The following is a 17,085-nucleotide window of genomic DNA, read 5'->3' as shown; positions in this document are numbered from 1 at the left end:
GTTACACTTGAATCGTAAAAAAAGAAAGGATGATGACACCTATGAAAATGGCTCACACCTGTGTGCGCGTCAAAGACCTGGAGGCTTCCCTTGATTTTTATCAGCGGGCCTTTGGATTTGTGGAAAGCAGGCGCCGGGATTTTCCTGAAAACAAATTTACACTGGTTTACCTCACACTGCCGAACGACGACTATGAATTGGAGTTGACATACAACTACGACCATGCCGCCTATGATTTAGGCAACGGCTACGGTCATATCGCCATCGCCACCGATGATTTGGAAGGACTGCACGCGCAGCAAAAAGCAGCAGGCTTCGATGTCACCGATTTGAAAAACCTGCCGGGCGTTCCGCCTTCTTATTATTTTATCGTCGACCCTGACGGCTACAAAGTGGAAGTCATCCGCGAAAAATAATGCACAGCCGGCCGCGTTAAAAACGGCTGGTTTTTTTTATGAAAAAACGCATGACACTCTGCCGTTTGCGTGACAGAGTATCATGCGTTTGTTTGTCTTCTAAGTTGATGCAGGTCGGAATTGACCAGCAGTGACGTTTTAAAAATTCATCAATGTCAAAATATCGTAATCCTTGATTTTTTCGCGTCCCTTCAAGTCGTCCAGTTCCACAAGAAACGCACAGCCGACCACTACTCCGCCAAGCTGTTCGACCAGTTTGATTGTTGCAGCTATCGTGCCGCCGGTTGCCAAGAGGTCATCGCAAATCAGGACTTTCTGACCCGGTTTGATGGCATCTTTATGGATGGTCAATACAGCAGAACCGTACTCCAACGCGTATTCGACTTCAATCGTCTCCCGCGGCAGTTTACCTTTTTTTCTGGCCGGTGCAAAACCGATGCCCAGCTCATAAGCAACCGGACAACCGATGATAAACCCGCGGGCTTCCGGTCCAACGACCATCTCCACTTCTTTTTCTCTGGCATAAGTGACAATTCGATTGGTCGCTTCACGGTATGCCGCACCATCTCCCATTAATGGCGAGATGTCACGGAAGATCACCCCTTCAGCAGGATAGTCCGGAATGCTTGCGATGTAGTCTTTTAAATTCATGTTGTTTCCTCCTGTTGTAAAAACCATTGCTTGATATCTTTTATATCACTGAATAAGAAAAATTCTTCTATGCGTATTTTTTCAGTCATTTCCTGATAAAACCGGCTTTCTGTCAGCGGCCGTGTTGCCGGACTTTCCACCCGTTTCATCAAGCCATCATCTATTGTAACAAATCCCAACTCAAAAAACACGTTAATCATGAAAATAACCGTTTGCCGTTTCAGCCGTAAAAAGGACGCCACATCATCAAGTTTATAGCGGACATCAATCACCTTGAATTGCGCAATCAGTTTAAATAATCTGCCAAACTGCTCTCTAGTCGGCAAGCCGTTCAAATAATATTCCTCCCGGCTTGTCACAAACAAATACAGACGCTTGCAGCCTGTCGCCTGCACCAGCTCTTTCACCAACTGTTGATTGTACGGACAGTCCACCAGTACTAAGTCGTCAATATGAATCGGGACATCGGATGACGGCACGCTGCCGTCTTTCAGCAGCAAGATTTTTTCTTCCGGCACCTGCTTCAGCAAATCCAGATTTTTTTCATCAAACAGCGCATACGCGACCCGCCCCTCAGGCAGCGGCATCTGCGACTGTCCCCGCTTGCCGCGGCAATCAAACACTTGCAGTCCCTCAACTGCGAAATCAGCAACCGCCAGCTGAGGTTTTCTGAATCCGTTCCACTCATTGACAGACAGTTGTCCCACAACTTGAACGTCATTGCCGTCAGCAAATTCATGAATGTCTGCTCCCATGCCGAAAGCAATACAATCCAATTCGTTTCCTTCGGTCACCATCTGGAACTTCAAATGACTGAAATCAGCGCCGATTTGTTTCGCTTGGCGGATTTTTTCCGGCATCAGTAAAAAGTACGGCGACGGATTGTCAGTGCCAAACGGCGCCAAAAGCTGCAATGATTGAATAAACGGCAGTGTTGCTTCCGAAACTTGAAGCCTCTGGTCAATCGTCAACTCCTGACCTTGAGACATGTCGATGCCCGTCTGCGTCACATAATCAGCCAAGCCGGCTTTGACATGGTCAAGATTATCCGCAGGCAGCGTCAGACCGGCAGCCATATGATGCCCGCCAAAATGTGTCAAGTACTCTTTGACAGAAGACAAGGCGTCATATAGATTTAAAGCTTCCGTGCTGCGTCCCGACCCCTTAACAGTCAGACCATCTTCGCTAACTGACAGCACAAGCGCCGGTCTGCCTGTTTCCTGCACGACACGGCTGGCGACAATCCCTAAAATGCCTTCGTGCCAGCCTTTCTTCGCCAGCACTTGCACAGGGGCCTCCGCCAGCTCCGAAACCATCTCCAGTGCTTCTGCTGTTTGTCGTTTCACGAGCTGCTGGCGCTCATCATTTTTCTGCTGGATAAAAGTCGCCAGATTAGCAGCCTCGACATCATCAAATGTCGTCAACAGTTCCACACCAGGTGATGCGTCACCGAGCCGGCCGATGGCATTCAGCCGCGGACCGATGGCAAAGCCCACTGTTTCTTCAGTGATGTCTGCCTGTGAAATTTTAGCGGTCTGGCAAAGCATCTGCAAGCCGATTCGCTCCGTCTGTTTAAGCGCTTCAAGTCCATGTTTGACCAGTACTCTGTTTTCGCCCGTCAACGACACCAAATCGGCAATGGTTCCGATTGCCGTGATATCTAAAAATTCTGCCGGCACCTCATCCAACAGAGCGGTCGCAACTTTGAAGGCCACACCGACACCCGCCAAATCACCGAAAGGATAACGGCCTTCAGGATGCCGCGGATGAACAATCGCATAAGCAGCCGGCAGCTCCGGCGGCAATTCGTGATGGTCGGTCACAATCACGTGGACGCCCTGCTCCATTGCATACTGAATGGCATCATGTCCCGCCACGCCATTGTCCACGGTCACAATCAGCTGAATACCAGCTGCGATAAACTCTTGATAAACGGCCGTGTTAGGACCGTAACCGTCTTTGAAGCGATTCGGCAAATAATACGTTACATCGCCCCCGATCAACTCGATAGCCTCTTTCATCACTGTCGTACTCGTGATACCGTCTGCATCATAGTCGCCGTACACGAGAATACGCTCGCCCCGGGCAACGGCATCCTGAATACGCTGAACTGCTTTTTCCATATCGTGCATCGCATACGGATCGTGCAATTCAGCCAGAGACGGATTAAAAAAAGCAGTCAGCTGTTCCGGCGAACGAATGCCGCGCTGCCAAAGCAGCTGTGATAGTGCTTCAGGCAAGTTGCGCGCCGCAAGCTCGGGAAGCAGCACATCTGCCTCATCAGTTGTTTCTTGTAATACCCATTTATATCGTGACTGTTTCACATTAACACTCCTGTCTGTCAGCATGACATCAAAAAAACAGACTATAAACAGTCCGCTTACCACTCTTAATATTAACATAAAGCAGAAAATCACTCAATAAAAGTTGACCCGAAAAGTACCAAAACCAGATTGTCACATGAACAGCCCTGTGTTAAGATGAAAAGTGTTTTAAAATAAAGGAAGGTGTTGAACATTCGCAAGAAATTACTGATCATCTTACTAATCGTTCTAGGGATTGAGCTGACATTTATCGGCTTTCAATTTTTGAAACCAACTCAGACTACCGACGTTACAAAAACTTCCGCATCAAGCCGGACCTCAGAAAAAGAAACGGCAACCACGGCTGACAGTTCGGAAACAAACGCTGACCCTTGGATTGAAAGCAGCGAAGAAATCAGCTTCCCGATTCTGATGTACCACAGTTTAGCGGAAAGCGAAGGCAACTCGCTGAAAATCCCGCCGGCCGAATTCCGTGAACACATGCAGTGGTTGAAAGAACATGATTACTACACACTCACACCGGAAGAAGCGTACAGAGTATTGACTGAAAACAAAAAGCCGGCTGAAAAAATCGTCTGGATCACATTTGATGACGGCTACCTGAACAATTACGAAGACGGCTTTCCCATATTGAAAGAACTGGACCTCAACGCGACTATCAACTATATCGTTGACAGACAGGGGGCGTCAACTTACATTGATGTCCCACAGATGAAAGAAATGAAAGACAGCGGACTGGTCCACATCGAGAGCCATACGATGAATCATTTAGAAGTGGACAAGCTGGCCGAGGCTGATTTAGCGTATGAGCTCAGTGAATCAAAAGCTTTTTTTGACAACACATTGAATCAGGAAACACTGCTGCTTTGCTACCCTGCCGGAAGGTACAATGAAACAAGCAAAACAGCTGCGGCTGATGCCGGTTATAAAATGGCTGTTACGACCGAACCAGGGTATGCCCGGGCATCCGACGGTTTGTTTGCATTAAAGCGCGTGCGAATCTCGCCGGGCTATGACGGCGAAGGATTTGGACAGTTGATTACTGCTTATCAATAGAAAAAAGAGATTTGCCATCTGGCAAATCTCTTTTTTAGCTCTTACTTGGTACCAAATAAACGGTCGCCCGCATCTCCGAGCCCGGGCACGATGTAGCCCTGTTCATTTAGTTTTTCATCCAGTCCGGCAGTATAAATATCGACATCCGGATGTGCATCCTGCAACGCTTTGACACCCTCAGGCGCTGCAACCAGACAGACAAATTTGATATTGGCTGCACCGCGTTTTTTCAGCATATCAATTGCCATAATAGCCGAACCGCCGGTTGCCAACATTGGGTCCACTACAAATAATTGACGTTCAGCAATATCAGCGGGCAGCTTCACGAAATATTCCACCGGTTCCAATGTCTCGTGGTCGCGGTACAAACCTACGTGTCCGACTTTGGCTGCCGGGATCAGTTCGAGCATCCCGTCCACCATGCCGATACCGGCACGCAGAATCGGTATAATCGCCACTTTCTTACCGGTCAATGTTTTTTGAATTGTCATGCCCATCGGCGTTTCGATTTCGATATCCTCCAACGGCATGTCCCGTGATACTTCATATGCCATCAGCATGGCAATCTCATTGACCACTTCGCGAAACACTTTTGTGCCGCAGCTTTTATCCCGAATGATTGTCAGCTTGTGCTGAATCAGCGGGTGGTCAATTACTTGGAATTTTCCCATATCAAGTCTCTCCTCTTGTTTTTATTCTTGTTTATTGTATCTAAAAATCAGTGAATTGGCTAGTCGCAAATGCATCTTTTTTATGAATAAAGAGGATGTTTTTTAGTCAACTCGGCAACTTGTGTTCTGACACCTTCAAGAATCTCTTCATTTTCGTAGTTGCTCAGCGCTTCAATGATCAGTTCCGCAACTTTCGTCGATGCCGCTTCATCAAAGCCCCGTGTTGTGATTGCCGGTGTTCCTATGCGGATACCGCTTGTTTCAAACGGACTCAATGACTCGAATGGAATGGTGTTCTTGTTGACTGTAATATTCACTGCATCCAGTACCTGCTCAGCTGTTTTGCCTGTAATGCCCAAGTCGCTGACATCAATAAGGAGTAAATGATTGTCAGTATCTCCGCTAATCAGCCTTGTGCCGATTGCCTGATTGAAGACACGTGCCATGGCTTTGGCGTTTGCCACCACTTGCTTCGAATAAGTGATAAATTCTTCGGTGCCGGCTTCTTTCAACGCCACAGCTTTAGCAGCGATGACATGTTCAAGAGGACCGCCTTGAATGCCCGGGAAAATATTGCTGTTGATTTTTTTGGCTAAAGCTTCATCGTTGGTCAAGATTAAGCCGCCGCGCGGACCTCTCAACGTTTTATGTGTCGTCGACGTGACGATATCCGCATAATCGACCGGATTTTGATGCAAACCGCTTGCCACCAGACCGGCAATGTGCGCCATGTCGACCATCAGTTTCGCACCGACAGAGTCTGCGATGTCCCGGAATCGTTTAAAATCAATGAAGCGCGAATAAGCACTGGCACCTGCCACAATCAGTTTCGGCTGATGTTTTCTTGCTAAAATCTGTAACACTTCATAGTCAATGACTTCGGTTGCCGGGTCCACACCGTATGATACAAAATGGTATGTTTTCCCGCTGAAGTTGACAGGCGAGCCATGGGTCAAATGACCGCCTGAACTCAAATCCATGCCTAAAATCGTGTCTCCTGCCTCCACAAGAGACAAATAAGCAGCCGTATTCGCTTGTGAACCGGAGTGAGCCTGAACATTGGCAAACTTCGCATTAAAAAGTTTGCACGCGCGTTCGATCGCCAGGTTTTCCACAACATCTACAAATTCGCATCCTCCATAGTATCTGCGTCCCGGATAACCTTCCGCATATTTGTTGGTCAATACGCTTCCCTGTGCTTTCATGACGGCATCGGAAACAAAGTTTTCTGAGGCAATCAGCTCAATATTAGCTTCCTGCCTGTTCTTTTCATTTTCGATAGCTTCCCATAACACATTGTCTTCAACACTTATACGCATCATATCACTCCTTAATTAAGATAGACACATTGTAACATATTTAAGACGGCGAATGAAGGCATCAAACTTTTAAAACGTTTTTTTATCGGCAGATTTTTGCAGCCGGTTCATGTAAGCCACACCGAGTCCTTCGGCCGGAAAAGTTTGAACGAAAATCACATCAAGATTTCTGTCCGGCGAATCCAGCTCCCGCAATCCTGCAAAGAGATTAGCCATTGACTGACTCACACTCCCGTCATCTGACAACTCATACACATTCGACGAAGGGATATCAAGCGACCGGATGATGCGGCGCGCTGCCAGAATACCGGCTTTTTTGCCATGCCGGCGGGCCCACGCAACAGCTTCGTGCCAGTTATTTTTTTGCCAATCAATCATCATCACTTCCGTATCAGGGGCGTAATGTTTGTATTTCATGCCCGGAGATTTTGGCTGCACATCTTTAGACACTTCCTGAACAGCAGTTCTGACCTCGCCGATAACTGCCTCCAGCTGTTCCTGCGTGATAGCTCCCGGCCGTAAAATAGTCGGCGGCTCATCCGCTACCGACATATCCAAAACCGTCGACTCAATACCAACGACCGTTTTGCCGTCGTCCAAAATGCCTGAAATTTTTCCGTGTAAATCATGGTAGACATGTTCAGCTGTTGTTGGACTCGGTTTTCCTGACGTATTGGCACTTGGGCCGACAAGTGGTACACCTGCCAATTTGATGAGTTGCAGTGTTTTTTTGTTATTTGGTACACGAAATGCACCTGTGGATAACCCGCCTGTCACAACCGACGGTAAAACACCTTGTTTCACCGGGAAAATCATCGTCAGCGGCCCCGGCCAGAAAGTATCCGCCAATTGCCTGGCTTTTTCTGAAAAGTTATCCACATACTGCCGCACGTCATTTTTATCAGCCAGATGAATAATCAGCGGGTTGTCGCTAGGTCTGCCTTTGGCCTGATAGACCGCTTTGACCGATGCGCTGTTAGTCGCGTCAGCCCCGAGTCCATAGACTGTTTCTGTCGGAAATGCCACCAGCTTTCCTGCACGAATCAGCGCCGCTGCTGTTGCAATGTCTTCTTCCTGAAATATTTTTGTTTCCACAGTTTATCCACACCCTTTTGTTTAGAAACTACAATTAAAAGTTGTTTTCATGGGACTTTCTCCACAAACTGTGGATATCCGATTTGTCAAGTGTGGATAACCTTGTGGATAGAAAATAATCCCTTTTCATTCGCGATTTAATCATGTTTTTTATCTATTTAGCTGTTTTAAAATAATTTTTATACACAGGCGGTTAGAAAATTCTCACCATCCGCGCCTGACCTGCCATATCCTGTTTGATTACTACCTGTTTTTCCGGATATGTCTTTTGAAACAGACTGCCGACAGCATCACCTTGCCGGTAGCCGATTTCCAAATAAATCCTGCCTGAATCACTCAGAACGTCCCGGCTTTGGGCGGCAATCTTCCGATACACCGCAAGACCATTATCCTCCGCAAACAGCGCCATCTTCGGTTCGTATGTCCGCACACTGGCATCCATCACTTCCCACTCATCCGAACTGATATAAGGCGGATTCGAGACAATCACGTCAAGACAGACGTCTTTCAGAACAGACAGCGTGTCTCCTTGTAAAAATGTCACATCAACACCATGCGTTTCGGCATTTTCCCGGGCGACGGACAGTGCAGCCGGCGATAAGTCGACGGCAAAGACTTCCCACGACGGACGATGTTTTTTCAATGTGACAGCAATAATGCCGGTGCCCGTGCCGATGTCGGCGACACGCAGCGGCGCATCACCGTTCTCTTGCAAAATCCATTCAACCAGTTCTTCTGTTTCCGGTCGCGGGATGAGCGTATCACTCGTGACTTTGAACCGGGCTCCGTAAAATTCGCAGGAGCCTATGATATATTGCGGCGGGACATCGACGAGCAGCTGCAGAACATCAGCTGACAGCTGCTGCTCTGCAGCGGTTGGCATCGGCTGGGACAGATTCAAAACCAACTCTGTTTTTGTCCAGCCGTTGCGCTCCATCAGCAAATATTCAGCTGCTGCCGCTTCTTTGCCGTGACTCTCCAAAAAAGAGGAAGCCCAGTTCAGGACTTCCAAATAAGTTTTTCCGCTATCCATTTAATTGCTCCAATTTTTGCGTCTGATCGTAAATAATCAGTGCATCGATGATTTCATCCAGTTTACCGGCTAAAATCTGGTCCAGTTTCTGAATAGTCAAGCCGATCCGGTGGTCTGTGACTCGGTTCTGAGGAAAATTGTACGTCCTGATACGCTCGGAACGGTCCCCTGTCCCCACAGCGGACTTCCGGTTAGCATCGTATTCGCTCTGGTTGGCTTGTTGTATCTCATCATAAACACGTGCACGCAAAATCTTCATCGCTTTCTCCCTGTTTTTCAGCTGGGAGCGTTCGTCCTGCATCGCCACGACGATTCCCGTCGGCAAGTGCGTCAGACGAACAGCTGATGCCGTTTTGTTGACGTGCTGGCCGCCGGCACCGCTGGCATGATAAATATCCACGCGAATATCCTTATCATCCAGCTCCACTTCCACATCTTCCACTTCCGGCAGGACCACGACCGTTGCCGTTGACGTGTGGACACGTCCTTGAGACTCTGTCTGCGGCACACGCTGGACTCGATGCGCGCCGCTTTCATATTTCAACTTCGAAAACACACTCTCTCCTGAAATCATCGCAATGACTTCTTTATACCCGCCGATACCGGTGATATTAGCTTCCATGACTTCAAACTTCCAGCCCTGGGATACCGCATAGCTTTGGTACATATTCAGCAAATCGCCTGCAAATAACGCCGCTTCGTCTCCGCCGGCAGCACCGCGGATTTCCATGATGATATTTTTATCGTCGTTATGGTCTTTAGGCAGCAGCAGCACTTTGATTTGTTCTTCCAACTGCTCCTTTTCCTCTTTTAAATCAGACAATTCTTCTTTTGCCAATTCGCGCATGTCATCTTCCAAGTTCTCGTTCAACAGTTCTTCTGTTTCTTCAATACCTGTCACTACTTGTTTATAGCGGCGGTAAACTTCTACCGTCTCCCGTGTGCTTGCTTCTTCTTTTGACAACTGCATAAAGCGTTTTGTATCGCTGACGACATCCGGGTCGCTCAACAGCTCGCCAAGCTCTTCATATCTGTCTTCAATCGCTTGTAACTGATCAAACATAATTATTTTTTTCTCCTTTTTACTCTATACTTAGTCTTTTTCTTAAACAGCTCGCATCTGACGCTATATCGGGGGATTGAGGTAATGCTTCCGGCAGACCGGAAAGTAAGACTCATTGCCGCCGATCTGGATTTGCTCGCCAGTGTACACTGGTTTGCCGTCTTGGAGCCGCAGATTCATAGTAGCTTTTTTGTGACAGAACCAGCAGATGGTTTTCAGTTCTTCAATTTTGTCTGCGTACAGCAATAAATACTCAGACCCTTCAAACAGCGAATTGCGGAAATCATTTTTCAGTCCGAATGCCATGACCGGAATATCCAGCTCATCCACAATTCTTGCAAAAGCCAGAACGTGATGCTTTTCTAAAAATTGAGATTCATCAATCAGTATGCAGTAAGGTTTTGGTGTTACTTGGCCAATCATCTCAAACACATCGGTTTCATGATAAATCGGAATCGCTTCCCGCCGTAATCCAATCCGGCTGGACACCACACCTATCTCATCCCGGTTGTCGAGACTGCTGGTCATGATGATGACTGATTTTCCTTGCTCTTCATAATTGTGGGCAACTTTAAGAATCTCAATTGTTTTGCCGCTGTTCATTGCACCATACTTAAAAAATAATTGTGCCATTCGTTCTGTCCCTCATCTCTAAAATCTTCCTATGCTAGTATACTGTAAAAAATTAAAAAAATCATCTCTAAAGTCAGGAATAACCAAAAAGCAAGAAGGAAAGCTGCCCGCCAAGCGGCCTTCTTCTTGCTTACAGCTTATCTCACGTCATAGACAGCCCTGTATGTTTTTTCCAAATGGTCAAGCAAATACTTGGGATTCAGTGCCTCTCCAGTTGCTTCACGAATCAGCTGGTCAGGTTTGCGCGAACCGCCAAACTGATGGATGTGCCGGGTCAGCCAAGCGCGAATCGGCAAATAGTCCCCGGCTAGTAACAGATCATCAACCGACAGCTCCTTGTTCATAGCCGCATATAATTGCGCCGCATACATATAACCGAGTGCATAGGAAGGGAAGTAACCGAAACTACCACCCGCCCAGTGAATATCTTGCAGGATGCCTTCCCCGTCATTTTCCGGACGAATACCCAAATATTCCTCGTATTTGTCATTCCAGATTTGCGGTAATTCTGCCACAGAAACATCTCCGTTGAACAGCATTTTTTCTATTTCATACCGGATAATGATATGCAGCGGGTACGTCAGCGAATCAGCTTCGATGCGAATCAAGCTGCTTTCTGTTTTGTGCAGTCCGTTATAAAACGTCTTGCAGTCAATATCCTGAAACGTGTCGCCGGTGATTTGCCGGAATATTGGGTACTGTGTGTCCCAAAAATGCGGATGTCCGCCAATCATTTTCTCGTAAAACAATGACTGGGACTCATGAATCCCCATCGAAACACCACCGGCAAGCGGCGTATAGTCATACAGCGCATCAATATTCTGCTCATAGATGCCGTGCCCTGCTTCGTGAATGACACCAAACACAGCCATTTGCACTTGGTTTTCCATCCAGCGCGTGGTAATGCGGGCATCGTTGCGGTTCACGTTCATCATGAACGGATGAACTGTTTCATCGAGCCGTCCGCGGTTGAAATCATAGCCTAACTGCGAAACCGCTTGGGTAACGAATTGTCTCTGCAGCTCTTTAGGCACCCGCCGCGTCAAAAAATCAGTTCGCGGCGCCTTCCCCTTCTCCGCAAGCAGTTGGCGCAGACGCAGAAGACCGTCTTTCAGCTCGCTGAATACGCTGTCCAGTTTTTCTGTCGTCATTCCGGGCTCATATTGGTCCAGCAGGACATCATAAGGGGTCTTTTCCTGTTTTCGCCAAAGCGGGATAAAAGTTTTGTTAAAATCAACGAGCTGTTCCAGTGTATCTTCAAATAGTTTAAAGTCGCCAGCCGCCCGTGCTTCCGCCCAGATGCTCTGCGCCTTGGATGTCAGCTCTGCATACGCCTGAAACTCTGCTGCCGGGATGCTGTGATTCAATTCATATTCTTCTTTTGCTTTCTCATAAACAGCTTGTCCGAACGGGGAAAGTTCGTCAGGATGGTTGGCGAAGTAAGCCATGAAATTGCCCATCTGCTGACCGTTCGCCTTGTCAAATGCCAAACCGGATAAATAACCTGAAACTTCCGCGCGATAGCCGGCACTTGCCGCCGGCATCCCGGTGTTGTTATCCCATTCCAGCAAACTTGTCGCCTGTTTCAGCAAGCTGATTTCTTTCAAATAAGATAAAAATTCAGTTTCCTTAGACATCATATCCCTGCTTTCACTGTCTTATTTTCTTGGCGGCCGCTCGCCCCAATACTGGAACAAATCCGTGCGCAGCGCCCCGTTGTATAATTTCCGTTTTTTTGTTGCTTTTTCGCCGTAATAAGTTTCAAACGCCAAGTCGCTGGTCAAAATATACTTGCTCCACGTTTTCAGCGGGCGGTACATGGTCCCCATATCGCGGTATAGTTGACGCACAGCTTCTTCCTCACCGAGACGCTCGCCGTATGGCGGATTGGCGACTATCACGCCATATTCCTTCGTCGTCGTAAAATCTGTCAACTGCATCTGTTTGAACGTGATGGCGTCCGCCAGTCCTGCTTCTTCCGCATTAGCTTTGGCTATCTCAATCATTTTGCCGTCAATATCCGTGCCGAGTATATCCAGCTCTACATCATAATCTGCCTGCGCTTCTGCTTCTTCTCTGACACGGCGCGCCGCCTCAGCATCAAACCATGCCCATTTTTCACAGGCAAAGTCACGATTGTATCCCGGTGCAAGATTGTGTCCAATCATGGCGGCTTCGATGCAGAATGTCCCTGACCCGCAAACCGGGTCGTAAAAAGGACGGTCCTTGCGCCAGTTCGTTAGCAGTATAATCGCCGCTGCCATATTTTCTTTGAGCGGCGCACCGCCTTTATCGAGACGGTAGCCGCGTTTAAACAAGCTGGGGCCGGTCGTATCCAGCGTCAAGGTCACGTGGTCTTTCAAAAGAGCGACTTCCAGCTGGAACAATGCCCCTGTTTCCGGCAACCGGCTGTAGCGGGAATAATGGTCGCTCAACCGTTTCACAATCGCTTTTTTGGTGATTGCCTGACAGTCTGACACACTGAACAGCTTGGATTTGATTGATTTGCCGGCAACCGGAAAATTGGCATCCAGCGGCAAGTAATCTTCCCACGGCAAAGCGGCTGTTTTTTCAAACAGCTCTTCAAACGTTGTAGCTTTGAACTCGCCCACGACGATTTTTACTCTGTCAGCCGTGCGCAGCCACATATTTGCAGTCATGATGGTGCGCATATCGCCGTCAAAAACCGCTTTGCCGTTTTCCACCTGACACTCTATCCCTAAGTTGCGAAGTTCTCTGCCGACCAGCGCTTCGATACCGCTGGCAGCCGTTGCAATTAATTTAAATCGTTTAGTCATAGGTTTTCTTCCTTTGTTTTGTTTGACATATTTCCATAAAAAAACCTTCCGTGAAAGGAAGGAACACCTGATAATCGCAGTTTTCTATAAGCCATGTTCTGTATCAGCACTTCTCAGGTCAAAAAATGCTGACGATAATCATCTGTCTACAGATTGCTCTGTCCCTTCTCTAAGTTCAGTTCCTTGAGAAAGGTGCCCCTACCATATGTTTGGGTTGCTCGCTCGAGGGGTTTACCCGTTCCACTCGATTTATTTCTAAATCGACTTCGTCACTGTGGCACTTTCAAGGGTACTCCAGCATGACTTGACGTTTTAGCTGTTTTTCCTGCCGTTATCCCCTTATAGGGAATACCTTAACTTATTTTTTCGTTAAGCACGAACACTACAAGCATCTCAGCCTGTGCGAGCATGGACTTTCCTCAGCCCGGTTCTGCGACCGAGCCGCGATTATCCGAAAACTGCGACGCATCATTCAATTAAAAACGCTTTGTGGCTTCCAAATCTTCTTCCGGTGCGGCAGCAGGCGCAACACCGCTACTTCTGGTTGCAGAAACAGGTGTGTCTTCCGCTGCTACTCTGGCGCCAAAAACATGTTTCTCAAGATTGGACAAACGCTTCAAAATATCAAAATTAGTAGCCGAGCTTGCTTTTGGCACATCCGGCTTGACTCTGGACAAGGTCGCCTGATTTTTCGTCAACTGGTCGACCTTGTTGACCAGGCGCTGATTTTCTTCTTTCAGCATAATCAGTTCCTTATTATACGATTCATAATCCTTTATGACATTATCCAAAAACTCGTCGACCTCAATGGGGTCGTAACCTCTCATTTTTGTCTTAAATTCTTTTTGAAGTATTTCACGCGCTGAATAAATCAATTTTGCCATTATTTACACCTCATTATTTCTCTCTGAAACTTCATATTTTGCACTTATTGTAACGAATAATACACGGAAAAGCAAATCCAATCACACAAATTTCAAGTTTAATCATTCTTTTTTAAATCTGTGAAAAAACAAATAAGATAATATTAATTTTCCTGATTTCTTTCCAATTCACACTGTGATTTGTTATAATGACGTACAGGAGTGTGAATTTATGTGGCAATAAACTATCCAATCGGTACTGCCGCAGGTCGTTTTACCGGCGACCCGCGCAAAAAAAATACCCGCATTTTGAAGAAAAAAACGGAATTCGGCAATCGCGGGATGTCTTTTGAAGAAGACATCAATCAAACCAACCAGTACTATCTGGCGAAAAGTATCGCCGTCATTCACAAAAAACCAACTCCCATTCAGGTAGTCAGCGTTGATTACCCGAAACGCAGTGCTGCAGTCATCACAGAAGCTTACTACAAAGAAGCTTCAACGACCGACTACAATGGTGTTTATCAAGGTAGATACATCGACTTTGAAGCAAAAGAAACGAAAAACACGACATCGTTTCCCTTGAGAAATTTCCATCAGCACCAAATCGACCACATGAAACAATGTCTCTCGCAAAACGGCGTTGTCTTCGTCCTTCTCTGGTTTTCCAGTTTGAAGCGCTGCTTCCTGCTGCCGGCAGAAGACGTGATCGACTGTTGGGATAAACACCTCCAAAACAGCAGAAAATCAATCCCGTTGACTCTCATCGAGTCAGCCGGATATGAAATCTCCCTGGGAATCGCGCCACGCATTCCTTACCTGGCTGTTTTGGATGAACATATGTTATAAAGGAGATTCATTTTATGGAAAAAGAGCCCATGCGCGCATCAAAGACCGGAAAGAAACGGGCGAAAAACAAGAAGAAAAGAAAGCTCGGTTTAATTATCGGGATCATTGTTTTGCTGGTCATTCTCATCCCGCTGGCCATCGGCTCCGGACTATTTTTTTACTATGTCAAGGATACACCGGAACTGGATTACAGTAAACTTGAAGACACATTATCTTCCAAACTATATGATAACAACGGCAACCTCATCCTTGAGTTAGGGGAAAAGAAACGCGAAACGATTAAATCCAATGAAATCCCGCCGCAGCTGAAAGACGCTGTCCTGTCAATTGAGGACAAACGGTTTGAAAAGCATATCGGCGTGGACCCGATACGAATTGCAGGCGCAGCAATTTCTAACTTTAGGGGGAATCAGTTACAGGGAGGCAGTACGCTCACCCAGCAATTGATCAAACTCTCTTACTTTTCGACAAAGACTGAAGATCAGACACTGAAGCGAAAAGCTCAGGAAGCCTGGCTCTCAATCCAGCTGGAAAAGGAAAAATCAAAAGACGAAATTCTCACTTACTATATCAATCGCGTATACATGAGTAACGGCGTTTACGGCATGCGGACGGCTGCCGAAACTTTTTTTGACAAGCCGATTACTGAACTGACACTTGCCCAGTACGCTTTATTGGCGGGTCTGCCTCAATCGCCTAACGATTATGACCCGTATGTGCACCCGGAAGATGCCAAAAAACGGCGGGACATCGTTCTGAATGAAATGCTCAAAGACAAAAAGATATCGCAGTCTCAACACGATGAAGCTGTGGCGACACCAGTTGATGACGGATTAATCGAACAAAAACCTGATTCTGAAATCATGAAAGTGGCGGACAACTACATCAAACAAGTTTTGGAAGAAGTGGAAGAAAAAACCGGCAAAAATGTCTACACGGCTGGGCTGGACGTCTACACCAATTTGGATATGGCTGCACAAAAATATTTATACAACCTAGTCAACAGCGACGACTCGCCGATTAATTTTCCAAACGACGACTTCCAGACTGCCGTTTCATTGATGGATAATACAAACGGACAGGTCCATGCACAAATCGGCGGACGCAAAATTAAAGAAAAAGGCCAGTTGATGTACAACGGTGCCGTGAGCAACAAACGGGACATCGGCTCAACAGCCAAACCGATTGTAGCTTACGGGCCGGCTGTCGAAACCTTGAATTATGGTTCCGGCCGTATCGTTGTGGACGAACCGTATACTTATGCAGACGGGACGAAGCTGAATAACTTCGACTTTAGATATAGAGGGCCAATGAGCATCAGGGCTGCGCTGTATGAATCAAGAAACGTACCGGCTGTAAAAACATTAAAAGAAGTCGGCAATGATGAATCTGCCGCCTTTCTCAAAAAAATCGGCATAGACGAGGCTGTCTATGAATCAACAGCGATTACGCTAAATGTCAGCATGGAGAAATTAGCGGCCGCCTACTCGGCATTTGCCAATGGCGGAACCTACTACAAACCGTCTTACGTCAACCGAGTCGTTTATCCGAACGAAACAGAAGAAGTTTTCGAACCGGAGGGCAAACGGGCGATGAAAGAGTCCACCGCCTATATTATAACAGATATGCTCAAAAATGTTATTCAGCAGGGTACCGGGACAGCGGCTTCCATCCCCGGGCTGTATCAGGCCGGCAAGACTGGGACATCGAACTATTCGGATGCCGATTTGCCAAAAGTAAAAGGCTACGGCAACCCGGATATCACCTTCGCCGGCTATACGACCAAGTATGCTTTAGCGGTCTGGACAGGGTACGAAGATTACAAACGGGCCATTTATCCATGGGAACAGCAACTAGCGATGGACATTTACCGCAACTTCATGTCCTATCTTTACACAGACATGGAAAGCACCGACTGGAAACAGCCTGACAGTGTGGTCAGAGTGGGGAACGAAGTCTATGTGAAAGACCATGTCAACGATCAATTTAACTATTCAAGAACTTGGACGACCACAACCGAAGTGACTGTCACAGAAGAAGAAACGACCGTCAGTTCGTCTGAAACATCAGAAGAGTCCGAGACGCCGCCATCAAGCAGTCAGACACCGCCTAGCGAGTCAGCTCCGGCGCCGACACCGTCTCAACCAAGCTCGGAACCGCCGGCTCAAAACAGCTCGGCTCCTCCAGCAAATAACAATCCGGACACAAATAAAAAAGAGTAAAACCTCAGACAGTGATACTTGCCCTCTCAATGCCAATGGCGTGAGGGGGCAAGTATCATTTTATCTGAGTTTTTTTCAAGGTAATGTATGTT

The 17,085-nt window shown here is 47.1% G+C and carries 15 protein-coding genes and 1 other RNA gene; 4 read left to right on the top strand and 12 right to left on the bottom strand.

Features of this window, described 5'->3' with window-relative positions; genetic code table 11:
- Positions 1-41: 41 nt before the first annotated feature.
- Positions 42-416, top strand: a complete 375-nt coding sequence (gene gloA, locus CBF27_RS09585) for a lactoylglutathione lyase (protein WP_126814078.1) — start codon at positions 42-44, stop codon at positions 414-416.
- Between the two features lie 138 nt (positions 417-554).
- Here the strand turns inward: gloA and CBF27_RS09580 are convergent, their stop codons facing one another.
- On the bottom strand, positions 555-1,067 hold the full coding sequence (locus tag CBF27_RS09580) for an adenine phosphoribosyltransferase (protein WP_126814077.1): 513 nt from the start codon (positions 1,065-1,067) through the stop codon (positions 555-557).
- Complete coding sequence (gene recJ, locus CBF27_RS09575) at positions 1,064-3,391, bottom strand: single-stranded-DNA-specific exonuclease RecJ (protein WP_126814076.1); 2,328 nt, start codon at positions 3,389-3,391, stop codon at positions 1,064-1,066. Before recJ ends, CBF27_RS09580 begins: the two co-directional genes overlap by 4 nt.
- 183 nt (positions 3,392-3,574) lie before the next feature.
- Between recJ and CBF27_RS09570 the strand changes: the two genes are divergently transcribed.
- Positions 3,575-4,447: a polysaccharide deacetylase family protein gene (locus CBF27_RS09570; RefSeq protein ID WP_148112294.1), complete on the top strand. Its 873-nt coding sequence runs from the start codon at positions 3,575-3,577 to the stop codon at positions 4,445-4,447.
- 41 nt (positions 4,448-4,488) lie between these two features.
- On the opposite strand, the gene upp is transcribed toward CBF27_RS09570, so the two are convergent.
- The 10 genes from upp to gpsB all read right to left on the bottom strand — a co-directional run bounded on the left by upp (position 4,489) and on the right by gpsB (position 13,943).
- Positions 4,489-5,118: a uracil phosphoribosyltransferase gene (gene upp / locus CBF27_RS09565; protein WP_126814074.1), complete on the bottom strand. Its 630-nt coding sequence runs from the start codon at positions 5,116-5,118 to the stop codon at positions 4,489-4,491.
- 80 nt (positions 5,119-5,198) lie between these two features.
- Entirely contained in the window at positions 5,199-6,437 is a 1,239-nt protein-coding gene (gene glyA / locus CBF27_RS09560) for a serine hydroxymethyltransferase (protein ID WP_126814073.1), read from the bottom strand.
- Between the two features lie 69 nt (positions 6,438-6,506).
- The gene (locus CBF27_RS09555; protein ID WP_126814072.1) at positions 6,507-7,532 is read right to left on the bottom strand and encodes an L-threonylcarbamoyladenylate synthase; all 1,026 of its coding nucleotides are present in this window, start codon (positions 7,530-7,532) and stop codon (positions 6,507-6,509) included.
- Positions 7,533-7,725: 193 nt separating this feature from the next.
- A complete protein-coding gene (gene prmC / locus CBF27_RS09550; protein WP_126814071.1) occupies positions 7,726-8,565 on the bottom strand; it encodes a peptide chain release factor N(5)-glutamine methyltransferase in 840 nt (279 codons plus the stop codon).
- A complete protein-coding gene (prfA, locus tag CBF27_RS09545) occupies positions 8,558-9,628 on the bottom strand; it encodes a peptide chain release factor 1 (RefSeq protein ID WP_126814070.1) in 1,071 nt (356 codons plus the stop codon). The genes prmC and prfA overlap by 8 nt, the downstream gene beginning before the upstream one ends.
- Before the next feature lie 63 nt (positions 9,629-9,691).
- Positions 9,692-10,261, bottom strand: coding sequence for a thymidine kinase (locus CBF27_RS09540; protein ID WP_126814069.1), 570 nt, complete (start codon positions 10,259-10,261; stop codon positions 9,692-9,694).
- 137 nt (positions 10,262-10,398) lie between these two features.
- Positions 10,399-11,898, bottom strand: coding sequence for a carboxypeptidase M32 (locus tag CBF27_RS09535; protein WP_126814068.1), 1,500 nt, complete (start codon positions 11,896-11,898; stop codon positions 10,399-10,401).
- A 21-nt stretch (positions 11,899-11,919) separates the two neighbouring features.
- Positions 11,920-13,059 (bottom strand): THUMP domain-containing class I SAM-dependent RNA methyltransferase, encoded by a 1,140-nt coding sequence (locus tag CBF27_RS09530; protein WP_126814067.1) that lies wholly within the window; start codon positions 13,057-13,059, stop codon positions 11,920-11,922.
- A gap of 82 nt (positions 13,060-13,141) precedes the next feature.
- Positions 13,142-13,518: RNase P RNA component class B (rnpB, locus tag CBF27_RS09525), an RNA gene on the bottom strand.
- A gap of 17 nt (positions 13,519-13,535) precedes the next feature.
- The gene (gene gpsB, locus CBF27_RS09520; RefSeq protein WP_126814066.1) at positions 13,536-13,943 is read right to left on the bottom strand and encodes a cell division regulator GpsB; all 408 of its coding nucleotides are present in this window, start codon (positions 13,941-13,943) and stop codon (positions 13,536-13,538) included.
- A 213-nt stretch (positions 13,944-14,156) separates the two neighbouring features.
- Between gpsB and recU the strand changes: the two genes are divergently transcribed.
- Complete coding sequence (gene recU / locus CBF27_RS09515) at positions 14,157-14,771, top strand: Holliday junction resolvase RecU (protein ID WP_281273685.1); 615 nt, start codon at positions 14,157-14,159, stop codon at positions 14,769-14,771.
- A 14-nt stretch (positions 14,772-14,785) separates the two neighbouring features.
- Entirely contained in the window at positions 14,786-16,993 is a 2,208-nt protein-coding gene (locus CBF27_RS09510; protein ID WP_126814065.1) for a PBP1A family penicillin-binding protein, read from the top strand.
- The last annotated feature ends 92 nt before the right edge of the window (positions 16,994-17,085 follow it).

Source organism: Vagococcus acidifermentans (assembly GCF_003987655.1).
Classification (GTDB): Bacteria; Bacillota; Bacilli; order Lactobacillales; family Vagococcaceae; genus Vagococcus_B; species Vagococcus_B acidifermentans.
This window is presented reverse-complemented; position numbering and strand designations above follow the sequence as displayed.